Annotated in this window: 25 protein-coding genes and 4 pseudogenes; 20 read left to right on the top strand and 9 right to left on the bottom strand. The window is 49.0% G+C overall.

The window, feature by feature from the left end; translation table 11 throughout:
* Nucleotides 1-14: 14 nt before the first annotated feature.
* Both denD and ACLJRS_RS08550 read left to right on the top strand, forming a co-directional pair.
* Nucleotides 15-965, top strand: coding sequence for a D-erythronate dehydrogenase (gene denD / locus ACLJRS_RS08555; protein WP_001165733.1), 951 nt, complete (start codon nt 15-17; stop codon nt 963-965).
* Nucleotides 962-2458, top strand: a complete 1497-nt coding sequence (locus ACLJRS_RS08550) for a GntP family permease (RefSeq protein ID WP_000202725.1) — start codon at nt 962-964, stop codon at nt 2456-2458. Before denD ends, ACLJRS_RS08550 begins: the two co-directional genes overlap by 4 nt.
* A 41-nt stretch (nt 2459-2499) precedes the next feature.
* Here ACLJRS_RS08550 and ACLJRS_RS08545 read toward each other — a convergent pair whose 3' ends face one another.
* The gene (locus tag ACLJRS_RS08545; protein ID WP_000216300.1) at nt 2500-3432 is read right to left on the bottom strand and encodes a LysR family transcriptional regulator; all 933 of its coding nucleotides are present in this window, start codon (nt 3430-3432) and stop codon (nt 2500-2502) included.
* A gap of 87 nt (nt 3433-3519) precedes the next feature.
* On the opposite strand from ACLJRS_RS08545, the gene ACLJRS_RS08540 reads away from it, so the two are divergent.
* Nucleotides 3520-4728 (top strand): MFS transporter, encoded by a 1209-nt coding sequence (locus ACLJRS_RS08540; RefSeq protein ID WP_000222416.1) that lies wholly within the window; start codon nt 3520-3522, stop codon nt 4726-4728.
* Nucleotides 4725-5105, top strand: a complete 381-nt coding sequence (locus ACLJRS_RS08535; RefSeq protein ID WP_001070482.1) for a DUF4440 domain-containing protein — start codon at nt 4725-4727, stop codon at nt 5103-5105. Before ACLJRS_RS08540 ends, ACLJRS_RS08535 begins: the two co-directional genes overlap by 4 nt.
* Before the next feature lie 55 nt (nt 5106-5160).
* Here ACLJRS_RS08535 and mutS read toward each other — a convergent pair whose 3' ends face one another.
* On the bottom strand, nt 5161-7728 hold the full coding sequence (gene mutS, locus ACLJRS_RS08530; RefSeq protein ID WP_001005814.1) for a DNA mismatch repair protein MutS: 2568 nt from the start codon (nt 7726-7728) through the stop codon (nt 5161-5163).
* A 158-nt stretch (nt 7729-7886) separates the two neighbouring features.
* Here mutS and ACLJRS_RS08525 point away from each other — a divergent pair.
* The 4 genes and pseudogenes from ACLJRS_RS08525 to ACLJRS_RS08510 form a co-directional block, all read left to right on the top strand.
* Nucleotides 7887-8285 (top strand): annotated as a pseudogene (locus ACLJRS_RS08525) (cytoplasmic protein); the annotation flags it as partial.
* Between the two features lie 199 nt (nt 8286-8484).
* A pseudogene (locus ACLJRS_RS08520) lies at nt 8485-8715 on the top strand (hypothetical protein); the annotation flags it as partial.
* Nucleotides 8716-8871: 156 nt separating this feature from the next.
* Nucleotides 8872-9540 carry a hypothetical protein gene (locus tag ACLJRS_RS08515; protein WP_000445914.1) on the top strand — a complete coding sequence of 223 codons (669 nt, stop codon included), beginning with the start codon at nt 8872-8874 and terminating at the stop codon, nt 9538-9540.
* A gap of 26 nt (nt 9541-9566) precedes the next feature.
* Nucleotides 9567-10061, top strand: coding sequence for a hypothetical protein (locus tag ACLJRS_RS08510; RefSeq protein WP_000424948.1), 495 nt, complete (start codon nt 9567-9569; stop codon nt 10059-10061).
* Nucleotides 10062-10232: 171 nt separating this feature from the next.
* On the opposite strand, the gene pphB is transcribed toward ACLJRS_RS08510, so the two are convergent.
* Nucleotides 10233-10889: a protein-serine/threonine phosphatase gene (gene pphB / locus ACLJRS_RS08505; RefSeq protein WP_000420452.1), complete on the bottom strand. Its 657-nt coding sequence runs from the start codon at nt 10887-10889 to the stop codon at nt 10233-10235.
* A gap of 226 nt (nt 10890-11115) precedes the next feature.
* On the opposite strand from pphB, the pseudogene ACLJRS_RS08500 reads away from it, so the two are divergent.
* Nucleotides 11116-11532, top strand: a pseudogene (locus ACLJRS_RS08500) (transposase); the annotation flags it as partial.
* Nucleotides 11533-11604: 72 nt separating this feature from the next.
* Here ACLJRS_RS08500 and ACLJRS_RS08495 read toward each other — a convergent pair.
* The 3 genes and pseudogenes from ACLJRS_RS08495 to ACLJRS_RS08485 form a co-directional block, all read right to left on the bottom strand.
* The gene (locus ACLJRS_RS08495; protein WP_000971655.1) at nt 11605-12132 is read right to left on the bottom strand and encodes a GNAT family N-acetyltransferase; all 528 of its coding nucleotides are present in this window, start codon (nt 12130-12132) and stop codon (nt 11605-11607) included.
* Nucleotides 12129-12419: a DUF1778 domain-containing protein gene (locus tag ACLJRS_RS08490; RefSeq protein ID WP_000855694.1), complete on the bottom strand. Its 291-nt coding sequence runs from the start codon at nt 12417-12419 to the stop codon at nt 12129-12131. Before ACLJRS_RS08490 ends, ACLJRS_RS08495 begins: the two co-directional genes overlap by 4 nt.
* 269 nt (nt 12420-12688) lie before the next feature.
* Nucleotides 12689-12867, bottom strand: a pseudogene (locus ACLJRS_RS08485) (IS3 family transposase); the annotation flags it as partial.
* Between the two features lie 240 nt (nt 12868-13107).
* Here ACLJRS_RS08485 and ACLJRS_RS08480 point away from each other — a divergent pair.
* The gene (locus tag ACLJRS_RS08480; RefSeq protein ID WP_000393302.1) at nt 13108-13434 is read left to right on the top strand and encodes a hypothetical protein; all 327 of its coding nucleotides are present in this window, start codon (nt 13108-13110) and stop codon (nt 13432-13434) included.
* A 272-nt stretch (nt 13435-13706) separates the two neighbouring features.
* Here the strand turns inward: ACLJRS_RS08480 and ACLJRS_RS08475 are convergent, their stop codons facing one another.
* The 3 genes from ACLJRS_RS08475 to invH all read right to left on the bottom strand — a co-directional run bounded on the left by ACLJRS_RS08475 (nt 13707) and on the right by invH (nt 15363).
* The gene (locus ACLJRS_RS08475; RefSeq protein WP_001669174.1) at nt 13707-14054 is read right to left on the bottom strand and encodes a DUF1493 family protein; all 348 of its coding nucleotides are present in this window, start codon (nt 14052-14054) and stop codon (nt 13707-13709) included.
* Nucleotides 14039-14488 carry an STM2901 family protein gene (locus tag ACLJRS_RS08470; RefSeq protein ID WP_000381610.1) on the bottom strand — a complete coding sequence of 150 codons (450 nt, stop codon included), beginning with the start codon at nt 14486-14488 and terminating at the stop codon, nt 14039-14041. The genes ACLJRS_RS08475 and ACLJRS_RS08470 overlap by 16 nt, the downstream gene beginning before the upstream one ends.
* A 431-nt stretch (nt 14489-14919) precedes the next feature.
* Entirely contained in the window at nt 14920-15363 is a 444-nt protein-coding gene (gene invH / locus ACLJRS_RS08465; RefSeq protein ID WP_000715099.1) for an SPI-1 type III secretion system invasion lipoprotein InvH, read from the bottom strand.
* Nucleotides 15364-15818: 455 nt separating this feature from the next.
* Between invH and invF the strand changes: the two genes are divergently transcribed.
* Genes invF through spaP form a run of 10 tightly spaced genes read left to right on the top strand, consistent with a single transcriptional unit; the run spans nt 15819 to nt 26080 of the window.
* On the top strand, nt 15819-16469 hold the full coding sequence (gene invF, locus ACLJRS_RS08460) for a type III secretion system transcriptional activator InvF (RefSeq protein WP_001674874.1): 651 nt from the start codon (nt 15819-15821) through the stop codon (nt 16467-16469).
* Nucleotides 16466-18154, top strand: coding sequence for a type III secretion system outer membrane ring protein InvG (gene invG / locus ACLJRS_RS08455; RefSeq protein ID WP_000848101.1), 1689 nt, complete (start codon nt 16466-16468; stop codon nt 18152-18154). Before invF ends, invG begins: the two co-directional genes overlap by 4 nt.
* Nucleotides 18151-19269 (top strand): type III secretion system gatekeeper InvE, encoded by a 1119-nt coding sequence (gene invE / locus ACLJRS_RS08450; protein WP_000612171.1) that lies wholly within the window; start codon nt 18151-18153, stop codon nt 19267-19269. The genes invG and invE overlap by 4 nt, the downstream gene beginning before the upstream one ends.
* Before the next feature lie 24 nt (nt 19270-19293).
* Nucleotides 19294-21351, top strand: a complete 2058-nt coding sequence (gene invA, locus ACLJRS_RS08445; protein WP_000927220.1) for a type III secretion system export apparatus protein InvA — start codon at nt 19294-19296, stop codon at nt 21349-21351.
* A 23-nt stretch (nt 21352-21374) separates the two neighbouring features.
* A complete protein-coding gene (spaK, locus tag ACLJRS_RS08440) occupies nt 21375-21782 on the top strand; it encodes an SPI-1 type III secretion system chaperone SpaK (RefSeq protein ID WP_001164066.1) in 408 nt (135 codons plus the stop codon).
* Nucleotides 21779-23074, top strand: a complete 1296-nt coding sequence (invC, locus tag ACLJRS_RS08435) for a SctN family type III secretion system ATPase InvC (RefSeq protein WP_000856766.1) — start codon at nt 21779-21781, stop codon at nt 23072-23074. Before spaK ends, invC begins: the two co-directional genes overlap by 4 nt.
* On the top strand, nt 23052-23495 hold the full coding sequence (gene spaM, locus ACLJRS_RS08430; protein WP_001670229.1) for an SPI-1 type III secretion system protein SpaM: 444 nt from the start codon (nt 23052-23054) through the stop codon (nt 23493-23495). Before invC ends, spaM begins: the two co-directional genes overlap by 23 nt.
* Entirely contained in the window at nt 23495-24505 is a 1011-nt protein-coding gene (spaN, locus tag ACLJRS_RS08425; protein ID WP_000503101.1) for an SPI-1 type III secretion system protein SpaN, read from the top strand. The genes spaM and spaN overlap by 1 nt, the downstream gene beginning before the upstream one ends.
* Complete coding sequence (gene spaO / locus ACLJRS_RS08420) at nt 24505-25416, top strand: SPI-1 type III secretion system protein SpaO (RefSeq protein ID WP_000058730.1); 912 nt, start codon at nt 24505-24507, stop codon at nt 25414-25416. Before spaN ends, spaO begins: the two co-directional genes overlap by 1 nt.
* Nucleotides 25406-26080: an SPI-1 type III secretion system export apparatus protein SpaP gene (spaP, locus tag ACLJRS_RS08415; protein ID WP_000526016.1), complete on the top strand. Its 675-nt coding sequence runs from the start codon at nt 25406-25408 to the stop codon at nt 26078-26080. Before spaO ends, spaP begins: the two co-directional genes overlap by 11 nt.
* The last annotated feature ends 3 nt before the right edge of the window (nt 26081-26083 follow it).

Here is a 26083-nt window from a genome sequence, read left to right as displayed (position 1 = left end):
AAGAGGACATCCGGATGCAGATTATCATTACCGGCGGGGGCGGCTTTTTAGGCCAGAAACTCGCAAGCGCCTTATTAAACTCATCGCTGGCGTTTAACGAACTGCTTCTTGTTGATTTAAAAATGCCTGCACGGTTATCAGATTCCCCTCGTTTACGCTGCCTGGAAGCTGACTTAACCCAGCCGGGCGTGCTGGAGAATGTGATTACCGCTAATACCTCTGTTGTTTATCATCTCGCTGCGATTGTCAGCAGTCATGCGGAAGACGATTTTGATCTGGGATGGAAAGTTAACCTGGATCTTACCCGCCAGTTACTTGAGGCGTGTCGTTGGCAACCGCAGAAAATTCGTTTTGTCTTCTCCAGCTCGCTTGCCGTTTATGGCGGTACGCTGCCGGAATGCGTCACCGATACCACCGCGCTCACGCCGCGCTCGTCTTATGGCGCGCAGAAGGCCGCCTGTGAACTGTTGGTCAACGACTATACCCGCAAAGGCTATGTGGATGGGCTGGCGCTGCGTTTGCCGACGATCTGTGTTCGCCCGGGTAAACCAAACCGCGCCGCTTCTTCTTTTGTCAGCGCGATTATTCGTGAACCGTTGCAGGGCGAGACGACCGTCTGCCCGGTGTCGGAAAGTTTGCGGCTGTGGATTTCCAGCCCGGCGACGGTGATCCATAACCTGTCGCTGGCCGCAACGTTACCCGCGCCTGGCGAGGCGAGCAGCATCAACTTACCGGGGATCAGCGTAACCGTGGGCGAGATGCTGGAAACGTTGCGTCAGGCGGGCGGCCAGGCGGCGCGCGATCGGGTTACGCATCAGCGCGATGAAGGCGTCGAGAAAATTGTCGCCTCCTGGCCGGGACGTATCGATAACCAGCGTGCGCTGGCGTTAGGTTTTGTCGCCGATAAACGCTTCGATGACATTATCGAACGCTTTCGACAAGATGATATGGAGGGGAGGTCATGACAAGTTTACCGACCCCAATTATCGGTCTGATCGTTGCCGTTTTCGTGCTGGTATGGCTGGTGTTACGCACCCGTGTTCATGCGCTGATCGCGATGCTGGCGGCGGCCTGCATCGCCGGTCTGTTGGGGGGAATGGGCATTGATAAAACGCTCTCTGTCATCACCAGCGGATTCGGTACGACGCTGGGCAGCATTGGCCTGGTGATTGGTCTCGGCGTAATGATGGGGCGCTTGCTGGAGGTTTCCGGCGCGGCGGAGCGTATCGCCTGGAGCTTTATCAAATGGCTGGGGAAACGCCGTGAAGAGTGGGCGCTGGCGATCACGGGTTATATTGTCAGCATCCCCATTTTCGTCGATTCCGCTTTTGTCATTCTTTATCCGGTGGCGAAAGCGCTGGCGAAAAGCGGTAAACGTTCGCTACTGACGCTGGGCGTCGCGCTGGCGGGCGGGCTGGTGGTCACTCACCATACGGTACCTCCGACGCCAGGCCCGCTGGGGGTAGCCGGGATTTTTAACGTCGACATCGGCGCAATGTTATTGACCGGGATGGCGCTGGCGGTGCCCTGTGTGATCGGCATTGTGTTCTATGCGCAGTGGCTGGATAAACGCTACCCTGATTTCGTGCCGCGTACGCTGAACGCCGATGAAGTCAATGCCGCGCTGGAGCAGTACAATAAAGAGAAAGAGCAAAAGGATCTGCCGAGCCTGACGCTCTCTCTGCTGCCTATTGTGGTGCCGATCGTGCTGATCTTCCTGAAGGCTATCTGTTCCACCCTCGCCACTGTAGAAGGATGGTCCGGCCTGGCGACGCATCCGGTGGTACAGGCAATCAACTTTGTGGGAAGTCCAGTGATCGCGTTGGCCATCAGCGTTCTGCTGGCGGTGTATACGCTGGTGCCGCGTATGGATAAACATACCACCGCAGAGCGTCTGGAAGAGGGCTTGCAAAGCGCCGGGATTATCTTACTGGTCACGGGCGCTGGCGGCGCGTTGGGCGCGATCCTGCGCGACAGCGGCGCGGGGCAACAGCTGGCGGAGCAGGTTGCCAACCTGCCGATCTCGCCGATCCTGATCCCGTTTATCGTGGCGACGCTGGTACGCCTGATTCAGGGATCGGGGACGGTGGCGATGATCACTGCCGCCTCGATTTCCGCGCCGATCCTGGCGCAGATCCCCGGCATCAATATGTTGCTTGCCGCTCAGGCCGCAACGATGGGGTCGCTGTTTTTCGGCTACTTCAACGATAGCCTGTTCTGGGTGGTTAACCGCATGATGGGCGTCTCTGATGTCAAACAGCAGATGGTGGTTTGGTCTGTACCGACGACCATTGCCTGGGCGATTGGCGGCACCGGCGTGGCGCTGATTAACCTGCTGTTCGGTTCCGGCGGCAGTTGGCTCGATCCGTTACTGCCGATTGTCGTTCTGGCGGCAATTATGCTGTGGGTGCGTTGGCAGGCGCAGGGGATCAAAGACAAGCTGGTAGTTAAGGATTAAGACGGTATTATCCGTCCGGGAGCGCAATGCTCCCGGACTGGCTACGATGATGGGGCGTGCTCCCCGCAATCCCATTGCGAACGTAAAAAATCAATAAATGCGCGTACTTTTGTCGATACATGGCGGGCGTCCGGGTAAACGGCATAAATGCCCTGACGGGGAAAATGATAGTCGGGTAACAGGTGAATTAACGTTCCCTCCTCCAGTGCGGTGTTGACTAACCATTGCGGCAGTAATGCGACGCCGCTTCCCGCGAGAGCGAAGGCCATCAGCGAGCGCGCGCTGTCGACAGAAATTTTGCCGGCTTTGCTTATCTCCAGGCGTGAGTGTTGGCCATGATTATTCGTTACTGACCACCGTAGCGGCGTAGGTAATCGCTCATGAATAATCCATTCCGCCTGAGCCAACGACTCCAGCGACGACACGGGGTGGCGGGCGAGCCACTGCGGCGCGGCGACCGGCAGAATGGTAAAGCGGGATATCAGCGCGGCGCGATAGCGGGAGTCGGCCAGCGAGCCAAGCCGAATCGCCACATCAAAGCGCTCGGCAATTAAATCGGCATGATGTGATGAGGACATATGCCGAATACGGAGATCGGGATGGCGCTGACTAAACTGCGCCAGTACCGGAATGACCACCTGTTCGCCAAACTCGGGCGTAGTGGTAATACGTAACTCGCCGCCCAGCCCACTATGGCTGGCACGCACTTCATCCTGCAAATTTTTCGCGGCATTGAGTAAATTCACGCCTTTTTGGTAAAAGAGGACGCCGGCGTCTGTGAGCGTCAGTCGTCGGGTGGAACGTAGCAGTAACGTTACGCCAAGCTCTTTTTCAAGCTGCCGAATATTAAAACTCACTACCGCTTTTGTTTGACCCGATGCGGCGGCGGCGGCCGTGAAGCTGCCGCTATCTACCACGGCGATAAACAGCGACATACGCTGCAAATTGAGCATGGCGAGCTCCTTTACTGTCAAAATTATTTTGACAGTATATCGTTGAAGCGCGGACTTATCTGGCTTTCTCCGGACGGCTACATTAGCGCCTCTGACGGAGGATGCATAATGACGTATCGCAGTAAAGTGGCAGTGGTTTACCTGCTCGGCTTCTTTCTTGATCTGATTAATCTGTTTATTGCCAGCGTGGCTTTTCCTGCGATGTCCGTGGAGCTGCATACGTCCATATCGGCGCTGGCATGGGTGAGTAACGGTTATATCGCAGGATTAACGCTGATCGTTCCGTTTAGCGCGTTTCTTTCGCGTTATCTCGGCGCACGACGGCTGATCATATTTTCGCTCATTCTGTTTAGCGTTGCCGCCGCTGCCGCAGGTTTTGCCGATTCCTTACACAGCCTTGTTTTCTGGCGTATTGTGCAGGGGGCGGGCGGTGGCTTATTGATCCCGGTTGGTCAGGCGTTAACCTGGCAACAGTTTAAACCGCATGAACGCGCTGGCGTGTCATCGGTTGTCATGATGGTGGCGCTACTGGCGCCGGCATGTTCGCCTGCGATTGGCGGGCTGCTGGTGGAAACGTGCGGCTGGCGCTGGATATTCTTTGCCACGCTGCCGGTGGCCGTTCTCACTTTATTGCTCGCTTATTGTTGGCTTAACGTTGCGTCGACGACAATGGCGTCAGCAAGATTGCTCCATCTGCCTTTGTTGATGGACAAGCTGCTGCGTTTTGCCATGATCGTCTATCTGTGCGTACCGGGTATGTTCATTGGTATCAGCGTGGTCGGGATGTTTTATCTACAGAACGTCGCGCAGCTATCGCCTGCGGCGGCGGGGTCGCTGATGATCCCCTGGTCGATCGCTTCATTTGTCGCCATTATGCTTACCGGACGTTACTTCAATCGGCTTGGGCCGCGTCCGCTGATTATCGTCGGCTGTCTTCTTCAGGCCGCAGGGATACTGCTTTTAACTAACGTTACGCCTGCGACATCGCACCGTGTACTGATGATGATATTCGCCTTAATGGGCGCTGGCGGCAGTTTGTGCAGCAGTACCGCGCAGAGTGGCGCTTTCCTGACTATTGCTCGCCGGGACATGCCTGACGCCAGCGCGCTATGGAATCTTAATCGTCAGATCAGCTTTTTCCTTGGCGCGACGCTGTTGACGCTGCTGTTAAATGCGCTCCAGCGCGTTATGTCGCTTGAGGTTGCTTATCGCTGGACCTTTATTGCCGCCGCCGGTATCACCCTGCTGCCCCTTATTTACGCTGTCTGTCTAAACAATAGACAAGCACTTCTGTGCCTGAAAAAGGAAAGACCATGAATCCATATAAAGAAGAAATTACTCACGCCCATGCGGCGATTGAGAACTGGCTTAGCAAGGGGATGGGGAGCCTGGAGGCGTTGATAGCGCGTTTCTCTGCTGATTTTACGATGATAACGCCAGGCGGTGTTTGTCTGGATTATCCGGCGCTTGGCGCTTTTTTCCAGGCGCAGCGCGGGTGTCGCCCGGGGCTGGTTATCGTGGTTGAGCACATTGACCTTGTGGCGGAGTGGCCGGAAGGCGCCGCGCTGCGTTATCGCGAGCGACAGCAACTGCCGGGCCAGGCCGAGACGGTACGCTGGTCGACGGTCATTTTAAAAAGGGAAAGAGAACGGATAGTCTGGCGTCATTTACATGAAACGACAGTCACAGCCTGAAAAGCCTGTTCCGGGACGTGGACCCGATAGCGCGGTGCTATCGGGTCTGACACGTTTACACCAGACTTTTCAGCCGATAGATCCACTCCAGCGCCTGGCGTGGCGTCAGAGAGTCCGGATCGAGATTTTCCAGCGCTTCAACGGCAGGCGATGTCTCCTCCGGGGCCGCAAGCAACGACATTTGCGTGCCGTCCACCTGCGTTGCCGCCGCATTGGGCGAGATGCTTTCCAGCTCGCGGAGTTTCTGGCGCGCGCGTTTGATGACTTCTTTAGGGACGCCCGCAAGCGCCGCGACCGCCAGGCCATAGCTCTTACTTGCCGCGCCGTCCTGCACGCTGTGCATAAACGCGATAGTATCGCCGTGTTCCAGCGCATCCAGGTGGACGTTCGCCACGCCTTCCATTTTCTCCGGTAATTGGGTCAGCTCGAAGTAGTGGGTAGCGAACAGCGTTAACGCTTTAATCTTATTCGCGAGATTCTCCGCGCAGGCCCAGGCCAACGACAGCCCGTCATACGTGGAGGTACCGCGCCCGATTTCATCCATCAATACCAGACTGTTTTCCGTGGCATTATGCAGAATGTTCGCGGTTTCGGTCATCTCCACCATAAAGGTCGAACGCCCGGAGGCCAGGTCGTCCGCTGCGCCGACGCGGGTAAAAATACGGTCGATGGGGCCGATTTCCACGTTTTGCGCCGGAACGTAACTGCCGATATAGGCCAGCAGGGCGATCAATGCCGTTTGTCGCATATAGGTACTTTTACCGCCCATATTGGGGCCGGTAATGATCAACATTCGGCGCTGCGGCGACAGATTGAGCGGGTTAGCGATAAACGGCTCATTCAGTACCTGTTCAACCACCGGGTGGCGACCTTCGGTAATACGGATACCGGGTTTATCGGTAAATGTCGGGCAGGTGTAATTCAGCGTCCAGGCGCGTTCGGCCAGGTTAACCAGCACATCCAGCTCCGCCAGCGCGTTGGCGCTCTGCTGTAAATCGGCCAGATGCGGCAACAGCAGATCAAACAATTCGTCATATAGCTGTTTTTCCAGCGCCAGCGCTTTGCCTTTCGAGGTCAGAACTTTATCTTCGTACTCTTTAAGCTCAGGAATAATGTAGCGTTCGGCATTTTTCAGCGTCTGGCGACGCACATAATTGATGGGCGCCAGATGGCTTTGACCACGGCTAATCTGAATGTAATAACCATGTACCGCGTTATAGCCGACTTTTAGCGTATCCAGCCCGGTACGCTCGCGCTCGCGAATTTCCAGACGATCGAGATAATCGGTGGCGCCGTCCGCCAGCGCGCGCCATTCGTCCAGCTCTTCATGGTAGCCGGGCGCAATAACGCCGCCGTCGCGGACCAGTACCGGCGGCGCGTCAATAATGGCGCGTTCCAGGAGGTCGCGCAGCTCGGCGAAATCGCCCATTTTTTTACGCAACGCCTGTACCGGCGCGCTGTCAACGGTTTCAAGCTGAGCGTGCAATTCCGGCAGTTGCTGGAAGGCGTGACGCATTCGGGCGAGATCGCGCGGACGCGCGGTGCGCAGCGCCAGACGCGCAAGGATACGCTCCAGATCGCCGACCTGACGCAGCACCGGTTGCAGTTCGCTGACGGTGTCCTGCAAGGCGCCGATGGTCTGCTGGCGTTCACGCAATATGTTGGTATTTCGTACCGGCATATGCAGCCAGCGTTTAAGCATTCGGCTACCCATTGGCGTCACGGTACAGTCAAGCACCGCGGCGAGGGTATTTTCGACACCGCCGGCCAGGTTCTGGGTAATTTCCAGATTGCGGCGGGTCGCGGCATCCATAATGATGCTGTCCTGCTGGCGTTCCATCGTAATGGAACGAATATGCGGCAGGGAGGTGCGCTGGGTATCTTTTACGTACTGTAACAGGCAGCCTGCCGCACATAATCCACGCGAGGCATTTTCGACGCCGAAACCGACCAGATCCCGCGTACCGAATTGCAGATTTAACTGCTGGCGGGCGGTATCAATCTCAAACTCCCACAACGGGCGACGGCGCAGACCCCGGCGTCCCTCTATTAACGCCATTTCAGCAAAATCTTCGGCATACAACAGTTCGGCGGGATTGGTGCGCTGCAGCTCTGCGGCCATCGTTTCACGGTCGGCGGGTTCGCTCAGACGAAAGCGCCCGGAGCTGATATCCAGCGTGGCGTAACCGTAGCCTTTACCATCCTGCCAGATAGCCGCCAGCAGGTTATCCTGACGCTCCTGTAACAGGGCTTCATCGCTGATGGTGCCAGGCGTAACGATACGCACGACCTTACGTTCAACGGGACCTTTGCTGGTGGCCGGATCGCCAATCTGTTCGCAAATAGCGACGGATTCGCCCTGATTGACCAGTTTCGCGAGGTAGTTTTCTACGGCGTGGTGCGGGATACCCGCCATAGGGATAGGTTCGCCAGCCGATGCGCCGCGTTTGGTCAGCGAAATATCGAGCAACTGCGACGCACGCTTTGCGTCGTCATAAAACAGCTCGTAAAAGTCTCCCATACGATAAAAGAGCAGGATCTCCGGATGCTGGGCTTTCAGCTTGAGATACTGCTGCATCATCGGGGTGTGGTTGGAGAAGTCCTTATCAAATGACTCATTCATATTGATTTTACTCGTTTTTTTATTCTTTCAAGTGCTCATGTGGCCCCAGGTAAAACCCTTATAAACTCACATAAACCCATAAATTTGTAGCTCACCTGTAGCCTAAAATGTGACAGGTTACATTCTCATCATTCCTGGACTACAACAGGGGTGATACTTTGAAAACAACTCTCAGCCAGCCTTTCATTATCAACAAGTTAAGTATCAATGTTAAGCCTGCACTCAGTCGCTCTGGAAAAATCGTTTTCGAAGCTAACCCAGCTCAAAAACTCTACACTGTTTTCGATGACCACAGAGAAGCTCCTGCTGGTTTCGGGGTAAAAGCCAGTTTGACGAAAAAAACCTACGTAATCCAGCGAAGAGTAGCCTCGTCAGATCGTAATGTCAGTGAGGGTAGGAAGCCAAGTTCTGTCTTGAAAGTAAAAGTTGGAAATGTGTTCGATTTTCCAAATATTGACGAAACAAGGCAAGTAGCCAGGCAATTAGTTCAGACCATGCTCGCAACAAAGAGAAATCCCAACAAAATTAAGAGGGAAACGGATGCTTCCGAACTCAAAATGAGACTGTAATTAAAATTGTGTAATTGCCTGATTTTGATATGTTCGATTCAACATCAAAAGCTGGTTGCTTTATGGACGAAAAACAGTTGCAGGCTCTGGCTAATGCACTGGCCAAAATCTCAAAATACCTGAAGATCTCAGCCCGTTCGATCGTCTGCTGAAGAAAAACCAGACCCGCATTTCCGGCATAGATAATCAACATGCTATTAAAAAGCGTACGGTGTTTCCGACGGACGAGTCAGTGAAAAAGGTCGTGTGACTGGCAATTCAGGCCGACATCCGAAAATGGACAATGTCGCTAAGGGACTGGCTCATGACAACGAGTCGCTTTATTATCACGCTCGGGTTCGGTAGCCGCCTGGACGTTCACTTCCGAGAAAGGCATTTACACCGAATGGTGTATAGGCTCGTGGTTGGTCTTCGGTGAGAGGCAGGATGTCTCTCATTAATCTCCGGGAGCGTACAATAGTTGCTCCGGCAGCCTGAAGGATGAAGTGTATATAACCTAAAACATAACGGATATAGCTTCCTTACTCAACCTGACGTAATACGCCGACAGTAAAATCAGGGATACCATACCATCATGGAAAGTCGTCAATACACCCGGCATCTTTCGCTTTCGGAGCTGAAATGGTTTGCTATCGGGATCGGTTTTTTTATTCTCAGCATAGCAACAGCCACCGTGAATTATCGGCTTTCCGGTATATCGCTACTGGTGGGCCTGTTGTTTATCATCTGGAAATTCAGCGTCACAGTTCTGTTTCTGTTTACGCCGCGCAGGATGACGTTAACCGAAACCGCGTTGCAGGCCGGGCATCGTGTTATCCATTACGATGCGCTTGAATCAATGCGTCTGCTCCACCAATCCGACAAACTCATCTTGCGCCACAGTGGCGGCAAGAAGTACGTCATCTACCTTGATTTCTGGAACGATGGCAACGGAATTTACGACCGACTGGCTGCTGAACTTGTCCGGCGACACGGTTCTGCGCTGGGGGCGCGCCTCGCCGCCGATGGACGTCTTAAATTCGGCAAAGTGACCGCGCTGGCGGATCGGCTTGAACACAAAAACCGGGCGGTGCCGTATGCGCAGATCGCCAGTATTCGCACCCAGCGCGAGGAGGGGGCTGGCAGTTCAATGAGCTATCTGATGATTAGCACCGCTACGGGCCGGATCTGCAAAATCGACCGCTCCACTATCGTCAATGAGCCGCTGCTGCTCAACTTTCTTTCCCAGCGTTTACCCGCCTGACGACATTTTTATACAAGGATGAATCAATGGAACTGTACGTATCAAAAACCAGCCAGCAAAACATGCCTGTGGAGTTCAATATCTATTATTCCAGATCTAAAACGTTGGTTGGTATTGTGTTCTGGATTTGTATGATGGGAGTTTTTATTGCGCTGGCGGTGAGTATGGCCACCGATCCCGAGGAGCCCAAAACTGGCGGTGCCGTCTTTATGGGGCTTATTTGTTGCGGCAGTCTGTTATTTATTGTGCGCCTGGCTCGCTCATTTTTAAGCGCGGCAAAGCCGGCAGTCACCATCAGTCGTGAAGGTATTCGCTTCTGTAATGGCAAATTCGCGGCCTGGACAAATATCGCCGAAAACACCTGGCATTCACAGAGCATTAACTTCATCCCGGCCGCCGCCGGTATTAAGATTGTGTTGCATGAAGGCAAGCCGATCCATTTCGCCACCACGGTTATTGCGCTTTCTTCCGATAGGTATCTTGAGATGTGCGATCTTTACTCGTCTCAGGCGCTCGAGTAACTACCTGCGTCGGATGACGGCTTCGTTTTTTTGGCCTGCGATCTTAATGCTGAAATGGGCAGAAAAACGCGAAATTTAGACGCTATTACGAATGGGCAATGGTACTTATTGAAGGCTATATCATTGCCCATAATGCAGGGAGGGTTGATATTATATAATTCTATTTCCAGATTACTTTATTTTAAAAAAAGACAGATTGCCTGAACAGAAAGAACCGGTGTCAATGTAGATTTGATTGGCGAATGTTGTTGTGTAGTCAACAATCATATGGCCGAAGATAAAAGTATCCGCACCGCGTATTGGATGGATATTCCCCTGTAACGAACCAAGCAGACGATCGCGTGACCATAGAACGCTATCAATATCAACTTGCTTCCCATAATCGTAGCTGTCATCTGGATAATCGGCATGGGCAATCACGTACTTCTTTGAGGACGTTTCAACTTCTATGATGTGAGGACGCTGCTTAAAAGTTAGTAATAGCTCAGTGGCTTCTTGCCTGTCTTTTTCGGTGACCGAGTCGTACCAGTAACCACCGTTTACATACCAGAAATTGCCATCCTGTGTTTCAAAAGCGTCAAGCGCCATAGCTTCATGATTACCCACTACAGAAATAAACCATGGGGTATTTAACAGTCTCAGTGTTTCAAGGTTTTCTTTTCCTCGATCAATGTTATCTCCAGTGGAGATCAAGAGATCGGTATCAGGAGAGAAATTTAATTGAGCCAGTCTGGTTAACAATAAGGAGTAACATCCATGAATATCACCAACGACCCAAATGTGGCGATAGAGATCGCTGTTGATGTCAGCATAACGGATTAATTCCATGATGTTCCTATAGCACAATTTTGGAGGCTGGTATTATAACAAAGAAGTAGGGTAATATTAATTTTTATTCTTTAAAATACACAGTTATTAAAATAGCCTACAAGCTAGAAATGAACAGAGAATATATATTTTATGAATCGGTTAATTAAAGTAGACGATGTGCTTGAAAGATGCACTATTTCTCGCGCAACACTTTCCTGATTAATTGCAAAGGCATACTTTCCCGCTCAGAGGCTCGACAGATGCGCAGGCACTGCCGGGGCTGATTAGCCAGACTCACCGTAAAATCAGGGAAGCCTCGGCTGACGGCGCTTATGACACGCGCTATTGCCATGATGTGTTATTAATCAGGCCGCTAATCCCGCCACGAAGCGGTGCGCGATACTGGCCGGGCAAGTACCATGAGCGTAACCACGCGGTGGCGAATCAACATCTGAGCGGCAGCAATGAGGTCTGGAAAAAGAAAGTGGGCTATCACCGTCGTTCAGTAGCGGAAACGGTCATGTTCCGTATCAAAACCTTGCTGGGCGGCCATTTGAGCCTGCGGAACTATGACGCGCAGGTGGGTGAAGTGATGGCGATGGTCAAAGCGCTGAACCGGATGACGTTGTTGGCAATGCCGACCAGCGTCAGGCTCGTATAACGAGTGCTCCTGTGGGAGTCCTGTATCCTTATCGTTGGCCGATTCTGAATTATTCAACAAAGCCTCATGTTGTCATAACCTACCAGATGCAGATAAAGCAGCATAAAGCGTTTTAAACGACAGCAACAAGGAAAGGGGTTGATCGTTTAATGGTACTGCGCCAAATCCTTTGTACCAGTCGCAGACCTGTTTATTTTTGGCATCAATAAGCAGGGCTACGCCACCGACCTGCAAAGCCGCCTGTATGCAACGCTTTCCGGCAGATAACAAAAGTTGTGCTCCCAGCCCTTGCCCCTGCATAGATTTGTCTACGGCTAAACGACCCAGACGAAACACTGGCACATCGTATCTCCCTAATCCTTTGCTGATTGCGCCGGGAACCTGTGCATATATCAGTGATGCAGGACTGACTGAGTAAAAGCCGTGGATACGTGTAACATCCGAATTATCAAGCGCAACATAGGTTTTCGTTGTCCCTTTCTCATGATTTTGTCGTGCATGGCGTTGCAGGAATTGGTTCAGATCGGCATCCCCACAATCAAAATTCATTCGATTGTGGGTTTTTCCTATCGCGGCCTCATGCCAGTCTGTAAACATCATTTCTTCATGTCCGGCAGGGCGAAAGCAGCGGCAAGAAGCTTTTCATTCGGCGCTGGCGGGTTATCTAAAATTTCCATGATCATTTGAGTATCGCGCTCCGTCAGATATACCCGTTCGGCGGCATCAACAATCTTCTGTGCGACAGGTAGTACGTTACTGACCACAAAATCCGTCAGGTTGGTTTGCTGGATTGCCGCAGCGCGGACTATCAACTTTTTGGCATCCGTCGATACACGCAACGACAGCCTTTCGTTAGATTCTATAGCTATCTGAGGCATGGTTTTCATCCTCCTGTTTATGAACAATATGTACAATTATAATACATATATGTACGCTTTCAAGGCGTACATATGAGGCTGATATAGTCCAGGCATGGCAAGAAGGTCGTTCACTGTCTTTAAACAGGGGATTAACTTCGGTTTATCGCGATTGCATTACTTTAATCTCACTGATTACGTATCATCAGGGAGTTTGCTAAATATATTCATGATTCTCTTTTTTGCCGTAACTGCTTGATTGATCCTACCCGCGTAATAGGGACACAACCCTAAGCGGCGGACATCTTCTGCTCACGTTCAGAAGAAGAGAGCTGAGTTTCGCCAGCTGTAGATCTGTGATTTATACAGGTTAAGCTCGCTGGTGGTAGCGGCCACCCCAATGCGTTCCGCCAGTTTCAGGGCTTTCAGGCGTGTGCTGCTTGCGTGGCTTATTGGTGGTTGATGCTGGTTTTGTCATGTGAGTCACCTCTTGCTTGAGCGTTTACTCACTTAGTTGCGTGTCCACTATTGCTGAGTAAGATCAGAAGGTTAAAAATCAACAAAGGCTCAACGGCGTGCATTAGGCCCTGGTGATGAAGGTGGCATATGGGAGGATGTATATCCTACACTTTCATCCGGATGATGTAACAAAAATACAGGTATCGGTAATGAAACAATCATCACCGTTTAATAGAGGCCCATATATTGAGGTTCCATAATGGAAGAAGTTAACTCTGAATTCACAATCGTTGTTGAGTCTGATCTGGATAAATATGAGTTAATTGATTTTTTATCCCAAGGGATTCCAGACATAATAAAAGTGAACTTATTATATTTAAGATACGAAAATACAATGATTACAATAGAAAGAAATTATGACTGTAATCCTAAGTTGATAAATGAGAATGATGGTTGGCTGTATTATAAATATGAATTAACGGTATTTTCCATGGAGAATACCTCGTATGAATATCAGTATGAATTAGCGAATAAAATTATGAATGCTCTACGTGAGGCGGGATATCTGGCAGAATCAATTTGGTAATATACCGGTACCTATGTAACAGCATCGTCGCCACCATACATGCAGGCTAAAAAAGAGTGAATAGTCAAGCACTTCAGAAATATCTACTCGCGATATACCACCAGAACCAAATGGTCAATTTAAAACGGATGGCGTCAGAGTTACTGGTGGTCGAAAGGTAGATACAACACATTATTTTAATTTGAAAAGTATATGAAATTTACTACTTTTAATTTTAATCGATTAACAAAATTCATAGTAATTAGCTCCTGATTAATTCGACATATTTTTCATTAATCATAAAGCCATTTCCCAGCTTTCGCTGATTCAGAAAACATTCTGATTGTTAAAGGCTTACGAGTTCGTTCTACATCTTCCCGTTTTAATTTAAACCATCGTGTAAGCAGTGGAGTATTCTCCCAAGGGAAATAACACGACCATTTAACTTGTGATAAATCTACATTAAATTTTTTTTCAAATTTATCCAAAGCTTCATGCAGGTCATCGCCTGGAGCTTCAAATAAATCAGAATCAAGTTCTAATGGGATTTCTTTCCAATTGCTGTCTAAATATCCGGGAATCTCTTCACGGAAGAGTGCTAACACCTCTTGCTGAATTGTGTCCATCAAAAGGATGTCCATTGTATACGATCTTTAGGGCGTGCTATTAGGTTGTATTTTGCCTGAGTTCTCCTTGATACTTGGTAAATTGAATTCACAAGACCAACCCAACCTAACCATGGAACATATCGTGCTATGACTGCGGCAAGATTATTTGTTTTTCGCATTCTTATACCAACGGGTGTAGGAACTCTAATACCAAAAGGAGTTCGTGCATTTCGTAAAAGCATTCTCCCATACCTGGAGATAACACTTGTCCCTTTGATTGCCTCTCCCGGTTTCGTTCTGGTTTTTAACCACGGTTGCCCGGCGAGGATAGCAGCACCTGACTCAATGCCAATCCCAAGTTCATCACAAAATTGCTCAATGAAAATTACATCAAATAGTTCACCTGCTGACAGGTTCGATTGTCCGTGGTAGAAGTAGGTTCCGTTTAGTTCTTCTGTCGTATCCATTCAATCACCTTATAGACTGTTTGCCATTCATTCCAGGCATCGGGACGTTTCTGCCGCTATACTAGCCTGGTCGTCAATACGCTGTCACGGGTAAAAAGAGCGTTATCCGCGAAAAGTGGATGGGGTATCGTAAGAATGCCAACATGTGGGGCAAGAGGGGGATGTCAGTTTATCGCGATATACGAGACGATAGTTTGTCAGTATAAGTTTCGGCTATTTTCCCGAGTTTGGGAGGCAGTTCTTTATCGCAAATAAAAAAAGCAGCAGCGAGGTGCTGCTGTATCAAAAAGCAGATTGATAAATGCAACGTAAGAGACAAATGGCCAACCGTAAAAGTGACCATAGCTATAATAATTATATTGATATTAAGTGGCAATGCAAAATATGGTCTTAATTATATCATGATGAGTTCAGCCAGCGGTGATATGGCCTTATAAGGCTTGCAGTCTTTCATGGGCAGAAAGTAACGTCTGATATATGCTTAAATTCTTACTTCCGGGTTCAAGCAAAACTTTTTTAAATTCGGTCATGAGTTGCTCTTCATCTTCTTTCGAACGCATGTATTGTGGATGTTCCTGGAAGAAGGTGAGCGCCTGCTCTTTGGTTTGTTTATATTTTTCGCAAAAAATGCTTGAGCTGATTGCGCTATTTTTTGATGCGGAATTATCAGCGTTCTGGTTTGATAATGATTTATTCTTCGCAAGGTCTGACGGCACATACGGAAGAGACTGACACTCATCAATACTATTTGCGTTGGCCAGTTGCTCTTTCTGAGCGCCAGGTTGCTGTACCGGTTTGCTCACGGAGGAAGGGAGGGGCACCTGAGCACAGCCGATCAGTAAAAAGACAGGAAGACAGCTATAAAATTTTTTCATATTAACTCCAACTACAGAAGAATGAGGCGCCATGTTTTTACACAACCGTCAGAACGTTATCTGACAATAGTGATAAGGGGCGAATGCGTTTCAGGAATGCTAGCAAAAAAAACTCCTGATATAAATAATTAATTCTCCATCCCGATGACAATATCTGAATTTTTGCGGCTGTAGAACAATAAGCCAGAATTTATACACTATGAGCTGATTTTCTGTTTTAAATTATCAAGCGCTGTGCAAGTGGGCCAATTTAATTAGCGGGTGGCATCAGTTTCATAATGTTTGCATCAGGATTTTGCCACCCGCTCCCGGTATTGTTTACATATTAAAATGATTTTTAACTGGTGCTGACAACTATGCTAAATACGCAGGAAGTACTTAAAGAAGGAGAGAAGCGGAAAATCCGCAGCCCGGAAGCATGGTTTATACAGACGTGTTCCGCGCAAAAGCTGCATATGTCATTTTCTGAAAGCCGACACAATGAAAACTGCCTGATTCAGGAAGGCGCGCTGCTTTTTTGCGAGCAGGCCGTTGTCGCACCAGTATCAGGAGACCTGGTTTTTCGACCGTTAAAAATTGAAGTACTCAGCAAATTACTGGCATTTATCGATGGCGCAGGATTAGTGGACACGACATATGCTGAATCCGATAAATGGGTTTTGCTGAGTCCTGAGTTTCGCGCTATTTGGCAAGATCGTAAACGCTGCGAGTACTGGTTTTTGCAGCAAATTATTACGCCTTCTCCGGCCTTCAATAAGGTACTGGCGCTGTTACGAAAAAGCGAGAGTTACTGGTTGGTTGGCTATTTACTCGCTCAGTCAACCAGCGGCAACACGATGAGAATGCTGGGAGAAGACTATGGCGTTTCTTATACCCATTTTCGTCGTTTGTGCAGCAGAGCGTTGGGCGGAAAAGCGAAGAGTGAATTACGAAACTGGCGTATGGCGCAATCGCTGCTGAATAGTGTAGAAGGCCACGAGAACATCACCCAATTAGCCGTTAATCATGGTTACTCATCGCCTTCACATTTTTCTAGTGAGATCAAAGAGCTGATCGGCGTTTCGCCGCGGAAATTATCAAATATTATTCAATTGGCAGACAAATGAAGACACATATTCTTTTGGCCAGAGTGCTGGCATGTGCCGCGCTTGTTCTGGTTGCACCTGGTTATTCTAGTGAAAAAATACCTGTAACGGGAAGTGGGTTTGTTGCGAAAGACGATAGCCTGCGGACATTTTTCGATGCCATGGCGCTACAGCTAAAGGAGCCTGTCATTGTTAGCAAAATGGCGGCACGAAAAAAAATTACGGGCAACTTTGAGTTTCACGATCCTAACGCATTACTGGAGAAGCTTTCCCTACAACTGGGGCTGATTTGGTATTTCGATGGGCAGGCTATCTATATTTATGACGCCAGTGAAATGCGCAATGCCGTGGTTTCTTTACGCAACGTCTCACTCAATGAGTTCAACAATTTTCTAAAACGCTCAGGCTTATATAACAAAAATTATCCGCTACGTGGCGATAACCGTAAAGGAACATTCTATGTTTCAGGGCCACCCGTTTATGTTGATATGGTGGTCAACGCCGCCACCATGATGGACAAGCAAAACGATGGTATTGAGCTGGGACGCCAGAAAATAGGGGTGATGCGTCTGAATAATACCTTCGTGGGCGATCGTACCTACAATCTGCGCGATCAGAAAATGGTTATCCCCGGTATTGCCACGGCCATTGAAAGGTTATTGCAGGGAGAGGAACAACCCTTAGGTAATATTGTCAGTAGCGAACCCCCGGCGATGCCAGCGTTTTCAGCGAATGGAGAAAAAGGTAAAGCAGCAAATTATGCCGGTGGCATGAGTCTGCAGGAAGCTTTAAAGCAAAATGCCGCGGCGGGCAATATTAAAATCGTGGCTTATCCGGATACCAACAGTTTGTTAGTAAAAGGAACGGCTGAGCAGGTGCATTTTATCGAAATGCTGGTTAAAGCGCTGGATGTCGCCAAACGTCACGTAGAATTATCCCTGTGGATTGTCGATCTTAATAAAAGCGATCTGGAGCGTTTGGGCACTTCATGGAGCGGCAGCATTACTATTGGGGACAAACTTGGCGTGTCATTAAACCAGTCTTCAATAAGTACCCTCGATGGCAGTCGATTCATCGCCGCGGTCAATGCGTTAGAAGAGAAGAAACAGGCGACGGTGGTTTCGCGCCCGGTATTACTGACTCAGGAAAATGTTCCCGCTATTTTTGATAACAACAGAACGTTTTACACCAAGCTGATTGGGGAACGTAATGTGGCGCTTGAGCATGTAACATACGGAACAATGATCCGAGTGCTGCCCCGTTTTTCCGCAGATGGTCAGATAGAAATGTCGCTGGACATTGAAGATGGCAACGATAAGACGCCGCAATCTGATACTACCACCTCCGTAGATGCGTTACCCGAAGTCGGGCGAACGTTAATTAGCACTATTGCGAGAGTGCCGCACGGAAAAAGTTTGCTGGTCGGGGGTTATACACGGGATGCAAATACCGATACTGTCCAAAGTATTCCGTTTTTAGGCAAATTACCGCTTATTGGTAGCCTGTTCCGTTATTCCAGTAAGAATAAAAGTAATGTTGTTCGTGTGTTCATGATTGAACCAAAAGAAATTGTCGACCCGTTAACGCCGGATGCCAGCGAATCGGTAAACAATATTCTGAAGCAAAGCGGTGCCTGGAGTGGGGACGATAAGTTACAGAAATGGGTTCGTGTTTATCTGGATAGAGGTCAGGAGGCAATTAAATGATTCCTGGCTCAACCTCCGGTATTTCATTTTCCAGAATATTGTCCCGGCAGACATCTCATCAGGATGCGACCCAGCATACTGATGCGCAACAGGCGGAAATACAACAGGCCGCAGAGGATTCGTCTCCAGGGGCGGAAGTACAAAAATTTGTCCAGTCGACGGACGAAATGTCAGCGGCGCTGGCGCAATTTCGTAACCGTCGCGATTATGAAAAAAAATCCAGTAATTTATCTAACAGTTTTGAACGCGTGCTGGAGGATGAGGCTTTACCGAAGGCGAAGCAAATCTTAAAGCTAATTAGCGTACATGGCGGCGCGTTAGAAGATTTTTTACGTCAGGCGCGTAGCTTATTTCCTGACCCCAGTGATTTAGTCCTTGTGTTACGCGAATTGCTTCGTCGTAAAGACCTGGAAGAGATCGTGCGGAAAAAGCTGGAGTCGTTACTTAAGCACGTTGAAGAGCAAACCGATCCGAAGACCCTCAAGGCAGGGATTAATTGTGCGTTGAAGGCCCGGCTTTTTGGGAAAACATTATCGTTAAAACCAGGCTTATTGCGCGCCAGCTATCGGCAATTTATCCAGAGTGAATCACATGAAGTGGAGATTTACTCTGACTGGATAGCCAGTTATGGCTATCAACGTCGACTGGTGGTACTGGATTTTATTGAGGGTTCGCTATTAACCGATATTGACGCGAATGACGCCAGTTGTTCGCGCCTGGAGTTTGGCCAGCTTTTACGACGCCTGACGCAACTTAAAATGTTGCGCTCCGCTGACCTACTGTTTGTGAGTACATTGTTGTCGTATTCGTTTACCAAAGCGTTTAATGCGGAGGAGTCGTCGTGGTTACTACTGATGCTTTCGCTATTGCAACAGCCACATGAAGTGGATTCGCTGTTAGCCGATATTATAGGTTTGAATGCGTTATTGCTTAGTCATAAAGAACATGCATCCTTTTTGCAGATATTTTATCAAGTATGTAAAGCCATACCCTCTTCACTCTTTTATGAAGAATATTGGCAGGAAGAATTGTTAATGGCGTTACGTAGTATGACCGATATTGCCTACAAGCATGAAATGGCAGAACAGCGTCGTACTATTGAAAAGCTGTCTTAATTTAATATTAACAGGATACCTATAGTGCTGCTTTCTCTACTTAACAGTGCTCGTTTACGACCTGAATTACTGATTCTGGTACTAATGGTGATGATCATTTCTATGTTCGTCATTCCATTACCTACCTATCTGGTTGATTTCCTGATCGCACTGAATATCGTACTGGCGATATTGGTGTTTATGGGGTCGTTCTACATTGACAGAATCCTCAGTTTTTCAACGTTTCCTGCGGTACTGTTAATTACCACGCTCTTTCGTCTGGCATTATCGATCAGTACCAGTCGTCTTATCTTGATTGAAGCCGATGCCGGTGAAATTATCGCCACGTTCGGGCAATTCGTTATTGGCGATAGCCTGGCGGTGGGTTTTGTTGTCTTCTCTATTGTCACCGTGGTCCAGTTTATCGTTATTACCAAAGGTTCAGAACGTGTCGCGGAAGTCGCGGCCCGATTTTCTCTGGATGGTATGCCCGGTAAACAGATGAGTATTGATGCCGATTTGAAGGCCGGTATTATTGATGCGGATGCTGCGCGCGAACGGCGAAGCGTACTGGAAAGGGAAAGCCAGCTTTACGGTTCCTTTGACGGTGCGATGAAGTTTATCAAAGGTGACGCTATTGCCGGCATCATTATTATCTTTGTGAACTTTATTGGCGGTATTTCGGTGGGGATGACCCGCCATGGTATGGATTTGTCCTCCGCCCTGTCTACTTATACCATGCTGACCATTGGTGATGGTCTTGTCGCCCAGATCCCCGCATTGTTGATTGCGATTAGTGCCGGTTTTATCGTGACTCGCGTAAATGGCGATAGCGATAATATGGGGCGGAATATCATGACGCAGCTGTTGAACAACCCATTTGTATTGGTTGTTACGGCTATTTTGACCATTTCAATGGGAACTCTGCCGGGATTCCCGCTGCCGGTTTTTGTTATTTTATCGGTGGTTTTAAGCGTACTCTTCTATTTTAAATTCCGTGAAGCAAAACGTAGTGCCGCCAAACCTAAAACCAGCAAAGGCGAGCAGCCGCTCAGTATTGAGGAAAAAGAAGGGTCGTCGTTAGGACTGATTGGCGATCTCGATAAAGTCTCTACAGAGACCGTACCGTTGATATTACTTGTGCCGAAGAGCCGGCGTGAAGATCTGGAAAAAGCTCAACTTGCGGAGCGTCTACGTAGTCAGTTCTTTATTGATTATGGCGTGCGCCTGCCGGAAGTATTGTTACGCGATGGCGAGGGCCTGGACGATAACAGCATCGTATTGTTGATTAATGAGATCCGTGTTGAACAATTTACGGTCTATTTTGATTTGATGCGAGTGGTAAATTATTCCGATGAAGTTGTTTCCTTTGGCATTAATCCAACAATCTATCAGCAAGGTAGCAGCCAGTATTTCTGGGTAACGCATGAAGAGGGGGAGAAACTCCGGGAGCTTGGCTATGTGTTGCGGAACGCGCTTGATGAGCTTTACCACTGTCTGGCGGTGACGCTGGCGCGCAACGTCAATGAATATTTCGGTATTCAGGAAACAAAACATATGCTGGACCAACTGGAAGCGAAATTTCCTGATTTACTTAAAGAAGTGCTCAGACATGCCACGGTACAACGTATATCTGAAGTTTTGCAGCGTTTGTTAAGCGAACGTGTTTCCGTGCGTAATATGAAATTAATTATGGAAGCGCTCGCATTGTGGGCGCCAAGAGAAAAAGATGTCATTAACCTTGTGGAGCATATTCGTGGGGCAATGGCGCGTTATATTTGCCATAAATTCGCCAATGGCGGCGAATTACGAGCAGTAATGGTATCTGCTGAAGTTGAGGATGTTATTCGCAAAGGGATCCGTCAGACCTCTGGCAGTACCTTCCTCAGCCTTGACCCGGAAGCCTCCGCTAATTTGATGGATCTCATTACACTTAAGTTGGATGATTTATTGATTGCACATAAAGATCTTGTCCTCCTTACGTCTGTCGATGTCCGTCGATTTATTAAGAAAATGATTGAAGGTCGTTTTCCGGATCTGGAGGTTTTATCTTTCGGTGAGATAGCAGATAGCAAGTCAGTGAATGTTATAAAAACAATATAAGGGCTTAATTAAGGAAAAGATCTATGCAACATTTGGATATCGCTGAATTAGTTCGTTCCGCACTGGAAGTAAGTGGTTGCGATCCTTCACTCATCGGAGGAATAGATAGCCATTCAACAATTGTTCTGGATTTATTTGCATTGCCAAGTATCTGTATCAGCGTCAAGGACGATGATGTATGGATCTGGGCGCAATTGGGTGCTGACAGCATGGTGGTATTACAACAGCGGGCTTATGAAATCTTAATGACCATCATGGAAGGATGCCATTTTGCCCGCGGCGGGCAATTACTACTGGGGGAGCAGAATGGGGAGCTAACGCTTAAAGCCTTAGTGCATCCGGATTTTTTATCTGACGGTGAAAAGTTCTCTACTGCCTTGAATGGGTTTTACAACTATCTGGAAGTTTTTAGTCGGTCGCTAATGAGATGAAAACACCTCGTTTACTGCAATATCTGGCCTACCCACAAAAAATAACCGGCCCAATTATTGAGGCGGAATTGCGCGATGTAGCCATTGGCGAACTGTGTGAAATACGCCGTGGCTGGCACCAAAAACAGGTTGTTGCACGTGCGCAGGTGGTTGGCTTACAGCGGGAACGCACTGTGCTGAGCCTTATCGGCAACGCCCAGGGGCTGAGCCGCGATGTCGTGCTTTATCCCACTGGACGTGCGTTATCGGCGTGGGTGGGATACTCGGTATTAGGCGCGGTGTTGGATCCGACGGGGAAAATCGTTGAGCGTTTTACCCCTGAAGTGGCGCCGATTAGCGAAGAACGCGTTATTGATGTCGCACCGCCTTCTTACGCTTCGCGCGTTGGCGTTCGTGAACCGCTGATTACCGGTGTGCGCGCGATTGACGGGTTATTGACCTGTGGCGTAGGCCAGCGAATGGGCATTTTTGCTTCCGCAGGATGCGGTAAGACCATGCTGATGCATATGCTGATCGAGCAAACGGAGGCGGATGTTTTTGTTATTGGTCTTATCGGTGAACGAGGCCGCGAGGTCACTGAATTCGTGGATATGTTGCGCGCTTCGCATAAGAAAGAAAAATGCGTGCTGGTTTTTGCCACTTCCGATTTCCCCTCGGTCGATCGCTGCAATGCGGCGCAACTGGCGACAACCGTAGCGGAATATTTTCGCGACCAGGGAAAACGGGTCGTGCTTTTTATCGATTCCATGACCCGTTATGCGCGTGCTTTGCGAGACGTGGCACTGGCGTCGGGAGAGCGTCCGGCCCGTCGAGGTTATCCCGCCTCCGTATTCGATAATTTGCCCCGCTTGCTGGAACGCCCCGGGGCGACCAGCGAGGGAAGCATTACTGCCTTTTATACGGTACTGCTGGAAAGCGAGGAAGAGGCGGACCCGATGGCGGATGAAATTCGCTCTATCCTTGACGGTCACCTGTATCTGAGCAGAAAGCTGGCCGGGCAGGGACATTACCCGGCAATCGATGTACTGAAAAGCGTAAGCCGCGTTTTTGGACAAGTCACGACGCCGACACATGCTGAACAGGCATCTGCCGTGCGTAAATTAATGACGCGTCTGGAAGAGCTCCAGCTTTTCATTGACTTGGGAGAATATCGTCCTGGCGAAAATATCGATAACGATCGGGCGATGCAGATGCGGGATAGCCTGAAAGCCTGGTTATGCCAGCCGGTAGCGCAATATTCATCCTTTGATGACACGTTGAGCGGTATGAATGCATTCGCTGACCAGAATTAAAGTATTGCAGCGGCGCTGTACGGTATTTCATTCACAGTGTGAGTCGATATTACTTCGCTATCAGGATGAGGACCGCGGGCTGCAGGCCGAGGAGGAGGCGATCCTTGAACAAATAGCGGGTCTGAAATTGTTATTAGATACGCTGCGTGCAGAAAACAGACAGCTCAGTCGTGAGGAAATTTATACGTTATTACGTAAGCAGTCTATTGTTCGCCGGCAGATAAAAGATTTAGAACTCCAGATTATACAAATTCAGGAAAAACGGAGAGAGCTGGAAAAGAAAAGGGAAGAGTTTCAGAAAAAAAGTAAATATTGGTTGCGCAAAGAAGGGAACTATCAACGCTGGATAATCCGTCAGAAAAGATTCTATATCCAGCGAGAGATACAGCAGGAAGAGGCCGAGTCAGAGGAGATAATTTAATGGGCGATGTGTCAGCTGTCAGTTCATCCGGGAACATTTTACTGCCGCAGCAGGATGAGGTTGGCGGTTTATCAGAAGCATTAAAAAAAGCGGTGGAAAAACATAAGACAGAATATTCCGGTGATAAAAAAGATCGCGACTATGGCGATGCTTTCGTAATGCATAAAGAAACGGCTTTACCGGTATTACTGGCGGCATGGCGACATGGCGCGCCAGCGAAATCAGAACATCACAATGGCAACGTTTCTGGTCTGCATCATAACGGAAAAGGCGAACTCAGGATTGCTGAAAAACTGTTGAAAGTCACTGCTGAAAAATCTGTCGGTTTGATCTCTGCGGAGGCCAAAGTAGATAAATCCGCAGCGTTGCTATCGCCTAAAAATAGGCCGTTAGAAAGCGTAAGCGGTAAAAAATTATCTGCTGATTTAAAAGCTGTGGAATCCGTTAGTGAAGTAACCGATAACGCCACGGGAATCTCTGACGATAATATCAAGGCATTGCCTGGGGATAATAAAGCCATCGCGGGCGAAGGCGTTCGTAAAGAGGGCGCGCCGCTGGCGCGGGATGTCGCACCTGCCCGAATGGCCGCAGCCAATACCGGTAAGCCTGACGATAAAGATCATAAAAAGGTTAAAGATGTTTCTCAGCTTCCGCTGCAACCAACCACTATCGCCGATCTTAGCCAATTAACCGGCGGCGATGAAAAAATGCCTTTAGCGGCGCAATCAAAGCCGATGATGACTATTTTTCCGACTGCCGATGGCGTGAAAGGAGAGGATAGCTCGCTGACTTACCGTTTTCAGCGCTGGGGAAATGACTATTCCGTCAATATTCAGGCGCGGCAAGCAGGGGAGTTTTCGTTAATACCGTCAAATACGCAGGTTGAACATCGTTTGCATGATCAATGGCAAAACGGTAATCCCCAGCGCTGGCACCTGACGCGAGACGATCAACAAAATCCGCAGCAGCAACAGCACAGACAGCAATCTGGCGAGGAGGATGACGCCTGATGTCATTGCGTGTGAGACAGATTGATCGTCGCGAATGGCTATTGGCGCAAACCGCGACAGAATGCCAGCGCCATGGCCAGGAAGCGACGCTGGAATATCCGACGCGACAGGGAATGTGGGTTCGGTTGAGCGATGCAGAAAAACGGTGGTCGGCGTGGATTCAACCTGGGGACTGGCTTGAGCATGTCTCTCCCGCTCTGGCGGGGGCGGCGGTTTCTGCTGGCGCTGAGCACCTGGTCGTTCCCTGGCTTGCTGCGACAGAGCGACCGTTTGAGTTGCCCGTGCCGCATTTGTCCTGTCGGCGTTTATGCGTAGAGAACCCCGTGCCGGGAAGCGCGCTGCCGGAAGGGAAATTGTTGCACATTATGAGCGATCGGGGCGGCCTGTGGTTTGAATATCTTCCTGAACTGCCTGCAGTCGGGGGCGGCAGGCCGAAAATGCTGCGTTGGCCGTTGCGCTTTGTAATCGGTAGCAGTGATACGCAGCGTTCGTTGCTGGGCCGAATCGGGATCGGAGATGTACTCCTGATTCGTACTTCCCGTGCGGAAGTTTATTGCTACGCGAAAAAGTTAGGTCATTTCAACCGTGTTGAAGGGGGAATTATTGTGGAAACGTTAGATATTCAACATATCGAAGAAGAAAATAATACAACTGAAACTGCAGAAACTCTGCCTGGCTTGAATCAATTGCCCGTCAAACTGGAATTTGTTTTGTATCGTAAGAACGTTACCCTCGCCGAACTCGAAGCCATGGGGCAGCAACAGCTATTATCACTGCCGACCAATGCTGAACTTAACGTTGAAATTATGGCGAATGGTGTTTTGCTGGGTAATGGCGAACTGGTACAGATGAATGACACCTTAGGCGTTGAGATCCATGAATGGCTGAGCGAGTCTGGTAATGGGGAATGATATCTCATTAATTGCCTTACTGGCATTTTCCACCCTGTTGCCATTTATTATTGCGTCAGGAACCTGTTTCGTTAAATTTTCTATTGTATTTGTCATGGTGCGTAACGCCCTGGGATTGCAGCAGATACCTTCAAATATGACGCTTAACGGCGTCGCATTGCTGCTTTCTATGTTTGTTATGTGGCCCATAATGCATGATGCCTACGTCTATTTTGAGGACGAAGATGTCACCTTTAATGATATTTCATCATTAAGTAAACACGTTGATGAAGGTCTGGATGGTTATCGCGATTATCTGATCAAATATTCAGATCGCGAGTTAGTTCAGTTTTTTGAAAACGCGCAACTGAAGCGTCAGTATGGAGAAGAGACCGAGACGGTAAAGCGTGACAAAGATGAAATTGAAAAACCTTCAATATTTGCGTTATTACCTGCTTATGCGCTGAGCGAAATAAAAAGCGCGTTTAAAATTGGTTTTTATCTTTATTTGCCCTTTGTCGTCGTCGACCTGGTGGTATCCAGCGTGCTACTGGCGCTGGGGATGATGATGATGAGTCCGGTGACGATATCTACACCTATTAAGCTGGTGCTTTTTGTCGCGCTTGATGGCTGGACCTTACTGTCTAAGGGATTGATATTACAGTATATGGACATTGCAACATGACAT

The sequence above is a fragment of the Salmonella sp. SAL00670 genome, assembly GCF_046552235.1.
Classification (GTDB): Bacteria; Pseudomonadota; Gammaproteobacteria; order Enterobacterales; family Enterobacteriaceae; genus Salmonella; species Salmonella enterica.
This window is presented reverse-complemented; position numbering and strand designations above follow the sequence as displayed.

Coding starts and splice junctions, on each gene's coding strand:
- denD (WP_001165733.1), top strand. CDS start 15: ATGCAGATTATCATTACCGGCGGGGGCGGCTTTTTAGGCCAGAAACTC.
- ACLJRS_RS08550 (WP_000202725.1), top strand. CDS start 962: ATGACAAGTTTACCGACCCCAATTATCGGTCTGATCGTTGCCGTTTTC.
- ACLJRS_RS08540 (WP_000222416.1), top strand. CDS start 3,520: ATGACGTATCGCAGTAAAGTGGCAGTGGTTTACCTGCTCGGCTTCTTT.
- ACLJRS_RS08535 (WP_001070482.1), top strand. CDS start 4,725: ATGAATCCATATAAAGAAGAAATTACTCACGCCCATGCGGCGATTGAG.
- mutS (WP_001005814.1), bottom strand. CDS start 7,728: ATGAATGAGTCATTTGATAAGGACTTCTCCAACCACACCCCGATGATG.
- ACLJRS_RS08515 (WP_000445914.1), top strand. CDS start 8,872: ATGGAAAGTCGTCAATACACCCGGCATCTTTCGCTTTCGGAGCTGAAA.
- ACLJRS_RS08510 (WP_000424948.1), top strand. CDS start 9,567: ATGGAACTGTACGTATCAAAAACCAGCCAGCAAAACATGCCTGTGGAG.
- pphB (WP_000420452.1), bottom strand. CDS start 10,889: ATGGAATTAATCCGTTATGCTGACATCAACAGCGATCTCTATCGCCAC.
- ACLJRS_RS08495 (WP_000971655.1), bottom strand. CDS start 12,132: ATGATGTTTACAGACTGGCATGAGGCCGCGATAGGAAAAACCCACAAT.
- ACLJRS_RS08490 (WP_000855694.1), bottom strand. CDS start 12,419: ATGAAAACCATGCCTCAGATAGCTATAGAATCTAACGAAAGGCTGTCG.
- ACLJRS_RS08480 (WP_000393302.1), top strand. CDS start 13,108: ATGGAAGAAGTTAACTCTGAATTCACAATCGTTGTTGAGTCTGATCTG.
- ACLJRS_RS08475 (WP_001669174.1), bottom strand. CDS start 14,054: ATGGACATCCTTTTGATGGACACAATTCAGCAAGAGGTGTTAGCACTC.
- ACLJRS_RS08470 (WP_000381610.1), bottom strand. CDS start 14,488: ATGGATACGACAGAAGAACTAAACGGAACCTACTTCTACCACGGACAA.
- invH (WP_000715099.1), bottom strand. CDS start 15,363: ATGAAAAAATTTTATAGCTGTCTTCCTGTCTTTTTACTGATCGGCTGT.
- invF (WP_001674874.1), top strand. CDS start 15,819: ATGTCATTTTCTGAAAGCCGACACAATGAAAACTGCCTGATTCAGGAA.
- invG (WP_000848101.1), top strand. CDS start 16,466: ATGAAGACACATATTCTTTTGGCCAGAGTGCTGGCATGTGCCGCGCTT.
- invE (WP_000612171.1), top strand. CDS start 18,151: ATGATTCCTGGCTCAACCTCCGGTATTTCATTTTCCAGAATATTGTCC.
- spaK (WP_001164066.1), top strand. CDS start 21,375: ATGCAACATTTGGATATCGCTGAATTAGTTCGTTCCGCACTGGAAGTA.
- invC (WP_000856766.1), top strand. CDS start 21,779: ATGAAAACACCTCGTTTACTGCAATATCTGGCCTACCCACAAAAAATA.
- spaM (WP_001670229.1), top strand. CDS start 23,052: ATGCATTCGCTGACCAGAATTAAAGTATTGCAGCGGCGCTGTACGGTA.
- spaN (WP_000503101.1), top strand. CDS start 23,495: ATGGGCGATGTGTCAGCTGTCAGTTCATCCGGGAACATTTTACTGCCG.
- spaO (WP_000058730.1), top strand. CDS start 24,505: ATGTCATTGCGTGTGAGACAGATTGATCGTCGCGAATGGCTATTGGCG.
- spaP (WP_000526016.1), top strand. CDS start 25,406: ATGGGGAATGATATCTCATTAATTGCCTTACTGGCATTTTCCACCCTG.